The sequence below is a fragment of the Arthrobacter sp. 2YAF22_2 genome, from assembly GCF_052114645.1.
GTDB lineage: Bacteria > Actinomycetota > Actinomycetes > Actinomycetales > Micrococcaceae > Arthrobacter.
This window is the reverse complement of record NZ_JBFRFD010000275.1, coordinates 1-4,987: the sequence shown is the minus strand read 5'-3', so window position 1 is coordinate 4,987 and position 4,987 is coordinate 1. Positions and strand designations below refer to the sequence as shown.

Annotated in this window: 6 protein-coding genes and 1 pseudogene; 2 read left to right on the top strand and 5 right to left on the bottom strand. The window is 68.7% G+C overall.

The window, feature by feature from the left end; translation table 11 throughout:
* Positions 1-538: P-loop NTPase (locus AB4Y86_RS11995; RefSeq protein WP_441402451.1), on the top strand; the 538-nt coding region annotated here is incomplete at its 5' end.
* Positions 539-579: 41 nt separating this feature from the next.
* Here the strand turns inward: AB4Y86_RS11995 and AB4Y86_RS11990 are convergent.
* From AB4Y86_RS11990 to sigE, 3 genes are all read right to left on the bottom strand, one after another.
* Positions 580-957, bottom strand: coding sequence for a twin-arginine translocase TatA/TatE family subunit (locus AB4Y86_RS11990; protein WP_441402450.1), 378 nt, complete (start codon positions 955-957; stop codon positions 580-582).
* A 102-nt stretch (positions 958-1,059) separates the two neighbouring features.
* The gene (locus AB4Y86_RS11985) at positions 1,060-2,205 is read right to left on the bottom strand and encodes a hypothetical protein (RefSeq protein ID WP_441402449.1); all 1,146 of its coding nucleotides are present in this window, start codon (positions 2,203-2,205) and stop codon (positions 1,060-1,062) included.
* A 7-nt stretch (positions 2,206-2,212) separates the two neighbouring features.
* The gene (gene sigE / locus AB4Y86_RS11980; protein WP_441402448.1) at positions 2,213-2,845 is read right to left on the bottom strand and encodes an RNA polymerase sigma factor SigE; all 633 of its coding nucleotides are present in this window, start codon (positions 2,843-2,845) and stop codon (positions 2,213-2,215) included.
* Positions 2,846-3,110: 265 nt separating this feature from the next.
* Here sigE and AB4Y86_RS11975 point away from each other — a divergent pair, with 265 nt between their 5' ends.
* Complete coding sequence (locus AB4Y86_RS11975) at positions 3,111-3,743, top strand: O-methyltransferase (RefSeq protein WP_441402447.1); 633 nt, start codon at positions 3,111-3,113, stop codon at positions 3,741-3,743.
* 87 nt (positions 3,744-3,830) lie between these two features.
* Here AB4Y86_RS11975 and AB4Y86_RS11970 read toward each other — a convergent pair whose 3' ends face one another.
* Both AB4Y86_RS11970 and AB4Y86_RS11965 read right to left on the bottom strand, forming a co-directional pair.
* Positions 3,831-3,998 (bottom strand): DUF3117 domain-containing protein, encoded by a 168-nt coding sequence (locus tag AB4Y86_RS11970; protein WP_079550332.1) that lies wholly within the window; start codon positions 3,996-3,998, stop codon positions 3,831-3,833.
* A 226-nt stretch (positions 3,999-4,224) separates the two neighbouring features.
* Positions 4,225-4,987, bottom strand: a pseudogene (locus tag AB4Y86_RS11965) (hypothetical protein); the annotation flags it as partial.

Sequence of the window (4,987 nt, the reverse complement as noted above, 5' to 3'; positions counted from 1 at the left end):
GGCCTGGCGCGGACCGATGCTGCACCGTGCCCTCGAGCAGTTCCTCACGGATGTATATTTCGGTGACCTGGACGCGCTCTTCCTGGACCTGCCCCCGGGAACGGGTGATATCGCCATCTCGGTGGCGCAACTGCTGCCGAAGGCCCGGCTCCTGGTCGTCACCACCCCGCAGGCCGCCGCCGCCGACGTCGCGGAGCGGGCCGGGGCGATCGCAGTGCAGACGGGCCAGAGCGTGGCCGGCGTCGTGGAAAACATGTCCTATCTGGAAATGCCCGACGGCGGCCGGATGGAGCTCTTCGGCAGCGGCGGGGGCGCCGTGCTCGCCGAGCGGCTCTCCGCGACAGTTGGCTCCGAGGTGCCGCTGCTCGGCCAGATCCCGCTCGACATGCTGCTCCGCGAAGGCGGGGACACGGGCGTCCCGCTGGTACTTGGCCGCCCAGAAACACCAGCCGCGCAGGTCTTGGCGGACATTGCCGAAACGCTGGCGTCCAGCCCCCGCGGGCTCAAGGGTATGTCGCTGGGCCTGCAGCCCCGCTGACCCGTCAGCCGTGCTGACGGGTCCACCGGGCCGGGCTGCCTCTAGGTGGCTTCGGTGTCGAATGGGGCGGCGGCGCCCGGCGGAAGCCGCTCGACGACGCGCGCCGGCGGCCGCTCCTCGGCGTGGGCAACCGCAGCCGGCGCTCCGGCGCTCATCGGCTTGGAGTCGTCCTCAAGCAGGGCTTCCTTGATGATCCGGCGCGGATCATAYTGMCGYGGATCGTAYTTCTTCCAGTCSACMTCRTCGATGTCGATGCCGACTTCTTCCTTGATCTGCTCGCGCGCKCCSGASGCCATCCGCCGGACTTCCTTGACGATGTTGGCCAGCTTCTGGGTGTATTCGGGCAATCTGCTGGGGCCGATCACCAGTAGGCCGATGATCAGCAGAAGAATGAACTCCGGTCCGTTGATTCCAAACACTCTAGGAAGATTACCCTCTCAGTCAGGCGTGCGACGATTCGGCGAAGCCCCGACCGCAACCCGGTCGAGGGAGCAACTCAGGCGCGGGGTCGTTGTGTCCGCTCATCGGGCCAAGAGCTCCGCAATCCGTCCTAGGCCCCGCTCCAGCCGGACCGGTACCTCTTCGCCGTTTTGAGGCACCTCCGCCGGGCCGGGACCGGCGTGCGCGAGGGCGCTGACGCCCTTCTCGGCCTGTTCTTCCGGGAGCTCAGAGACGTAGGTGAATGTGGCGTCCGGCGTGCGGTAGATGGCCCGGAACGGGGGTTGCCTGTTGACCCAGAGCGTGCCGGCCGCCGCGGCGGCGGGCCCCAGCCCGGCAGCCACGAAGCCATCCGCGGCCGCCTGGTGGCCGGTGAGGACGTTGACCGGCGCTGCGGGGTCCGGCGGCCCTGCCCCGCCTGCGCCGCCGGCCCTGGGTCCTGCTGCGGCATGCTGCTCCAGGACGGTGGCAAAGTGCGCGCCGTCGGTGAGGCGGAGCTCCAGGACCTGCGAGCCGAAGGCGACACCGCCGCGGGCCCAGACGAGATGGTAGCCGAGCTCCCGCAGTTCCGGGCAGGCCCAGCCTCTGCCGCGCAGCGCGGAGAGCTGCCCGGCGCTCAGCGCATCGGGGGGCACGACATTGGGCTCACCACTGAGCGACCACGCCGCCCCGGCCACGGTTTCGGAGGACAGCGCCGGGCCGCTGAGCTGCCCGGGGAAGGCCGAGCTGAAGGCGCCGTCGGCGGACGGTGCGGCCTGGCTGCCCAGGGCGTAGGTGGCGCCGCCCATCAGGACCGTAGCCGCGGCCATGCCGGCGGCAATCCGGAGGGCGAGCAGCAGCGGCCTCGCCCGGGCCGGCCGCGGGGGCAGCCCCTGCTGAGGGACGGTGCGGTGCGGCAAGGTCTGCTGCGACGGGGCCGTGTCCCGTTCCTGGCCGGGCGCGGTTCCAGACGGCGTGTGCTCCTCCCCGACGGCAAGCGCGTGCGTGCGTGCCAGCAAGCGGGCGGTCAGGTCCTCGCTGGCGACGGGCACGGCTGCGCCGCGCAGCCGCTCGAGGTATTGCTGTTCGCGCTGCGCGCGGGTGCGGCACGCTGCGCACCGTTCAAGGTGCTCTCGACGTCGTGCCAGGGCGCGGTCGTTGAGCGGCGCCGCACCGAGCCGGACGCTGCCCGGTGTGCGGGCGAGGAACCGGCACTGAAGGCCACCCACGAAGTGTTTCAGCTGCCCCATTGCCTGTTCAGAGCAGGCCGGCGATGCGTGGCATCTTCAGCCGCGGCTTCAGCGGCTGCTTCGCGGCCGCCGGCCTCGGGTCGCGGTGGGCGAGCTTCTCGCGCAGCATCGTCCGGCCTCGGTGGATCCGGGACCTGACTGTGCCGAGTTTGACGTCCAGCGCCGCGGCCACCTCGTCATAGGACAGGCCCTCAAGGTCGCAAAGGACCACGGCGGCGCGGAAGTCCGGCGGCAGCTCCTCGAGTGCGGCCTGCACGTCGAGGTCGAGGTTGTTGAATTCAAAGCTTTGTTCGGGTCCGGGTTCGCGGCCCGGGATGCGGGACTCGGCGTCCTCGGCCAGGGCGTCGAAGCGGATCCGGCTCTTGCGCCGGGCCTGGTCGAGGAAGAGGTTGGTGGTGATGCGGTGCAACCAGCCGTCTAGGGTGCCCGGTTTGAAGTTCTCCAGCGAGCGGAACACCCGGACAAAGACTTCCTGGGTGAGATCCTCGGCGTCGAACTTGTTGCCGGTGAGCCGGTACGCCAAGCGGTACACCTTGGCGGAGTGGTTGGTGACCACTTCTTCCCACGTCGGCCTGACCCACTCGGCCTCGGCCGCGGGTTGCGACTCGTCATTTACAGGGACAGCTGCCCTACCCGACATTGTCCACTCCCCTCGCGGATGGTCCCTACGCCCGGATGGGCTTGCGGCTGCAAGCTCCGTCACCCTTGATTCGACGCCGATCACCTCGCGGATGAGCGGATCACCATCATTTCAAAATTAGCTGAGAATTTCCTGACGCCGGCGTGTCTTCCGCCCACGGCGGAACGCGGCACCGAGCCGCGGCACCGGGCGCAGCACGTGAAGGGGGCACTGAACACAGTACGCTGTATGGGACACTCCCCTCCTGCCCGGAAAGCGATACCCAATGAGCGCCGACAAGTCCACGAGCTGGTCCTACGCAGAAGATCTGCCTGCCGAGGATGAGGTTTTGTTGCACGCTCGCGAACGGTCCTTCGAACTGGGCGTCACTCCGATCGGTCCCGGCGTCGGTGCTGTCCTAACGGTCCTCGCCGCAGCCTCCAAGGCGCAGACGGCGGTGGAAATCGGCACCGGCGCGGGCGTCTCCGGCGTCTGCATCCTGCGGGGGCTCGGCCCGCAGGCGGTCCTGACGACGATCGACGTCGACGTCGAGCACCTCCGTGCCGCCCGGGAGTCCTTCCACGAGGCCGGCAGCCCGGCCAACCGCACCCGCACCATCTCCGGGCGTGCCGGCGATGTGCTGCCGCGGCTGACCGACGGCGCCTACGACCTGGTGTTCATCGACGCTGACAAGCCCAATTACCCGAGGTACGTGGAGCAGGCCATCCGGCTGCTCAAGTCCGGCGGCCTGCTGATCGTCAACGACGCCCTGGACAAGGACCGGGTCTCCAACCCGGCGGCGCGGGAGGCAACCACCGTGGTGCTGCGGCAGATCGGGAAGTCCATCCGCGACGACGACCGCCTCGCCTCCGCCATGCTGCCCACCGGCGACGGTCTGCTGGTGGCGGTCAAGAAATAGAATCAGCCCGGCAAGAAGCAGCCCGGACTCACGCAAAAGGAGGCCCGCCGCCTACCGGCAACGGGCCCCTTCATGTGACAGCAAAAGTTATTCAGTAACGCCGACCAAGCATTCCTTGAGGTTTGTCGCTTCTGCAGCGTTGAGTTCGACCACAAGCCGCCCTCCGCCTTCGAGCGGGACACGCATGATCAGGCTGCGGCCCTCTTTGGTCACTTCCATAGGGCCGTCGCCGGTGCGTGGTTTCATAGCCGCCATGAGGAATATCCCCTCCAGTAGTCCCGTGACTTACCAGCCCGGCCGGGCTGTGTCCGCTTGGTCACACATGCGTCCCGACGACCGTGATGGCGGCCGCCGTGGCTCAACACTCAGTTTTCCGTTGCTTACGGTCCATTATCCCGTAATTACGCGCTTGTAGCTAATCGTTGGACTTTTCCCACGCCGGCGGGAATGCGGCACCACCGGCCCGCAAAGGTGTCGGGCATCACGGCGGGTAGTCGCCGCCGCCGGGCAGTTGGGCCCACGCCCACAGCCACACCACCCAGACCACCTGAAGCAGCAGAAACATCACAACAACCGTCCCTCGGTAGGCGCGGGAGCGGGAAACCAGGGCCGCGCTGAGTGCCAGCGGAAACAGCGGCAGCAGCATCCGGAAGGTGCTGGTCTGTGGGTGCAGGAAGACCAGCAGGTAGCCCATGTAGCAAACGCACCATAGCCTGAGCTCGGCGCCCACCGCCACCACCGGCCGGGACCGCATCAAAAGGACGAAGGCGCCCACGAAGACGAACGGCGCGAAGAGCCCAAGGACCGGCCCGAAGAGCAAGACGCCGGTGTCGAACCACGGTTTGAAGGGCACCAGGTCGTGGCCCCGCCAGACAGTTTCGGTCTTGGTGTAGGCCTGGATGTCGCCCGTGACGGCCCAGGCGATTCCGGGCCAAAGCAGCGCGGCGAGCCCGCTGACCGCGGTCAGCCCGGCCAGCGACCACAGCTCGCGACGGCTGTGTTGTCCCGGGTCGGCGGCCGCGGGTTCCACCTCGCCCGGCGCGGGATGCTCCGCACCCGGGACGGGACCCTGCGCACCCGCGGCGGCGGCCAAGGAGCGGCCGCGGATCAGGACCAGGAGGTGCGGATAGGCGCGGTAGATGAACAGCAGTCCGACCGTGGCGGCGAAGGGCACACCGGTGGGTCGCGACAGGCACATCAGGAGCACCACCGGCATGGCCCACAGGTAACGCCGGCGCACCACG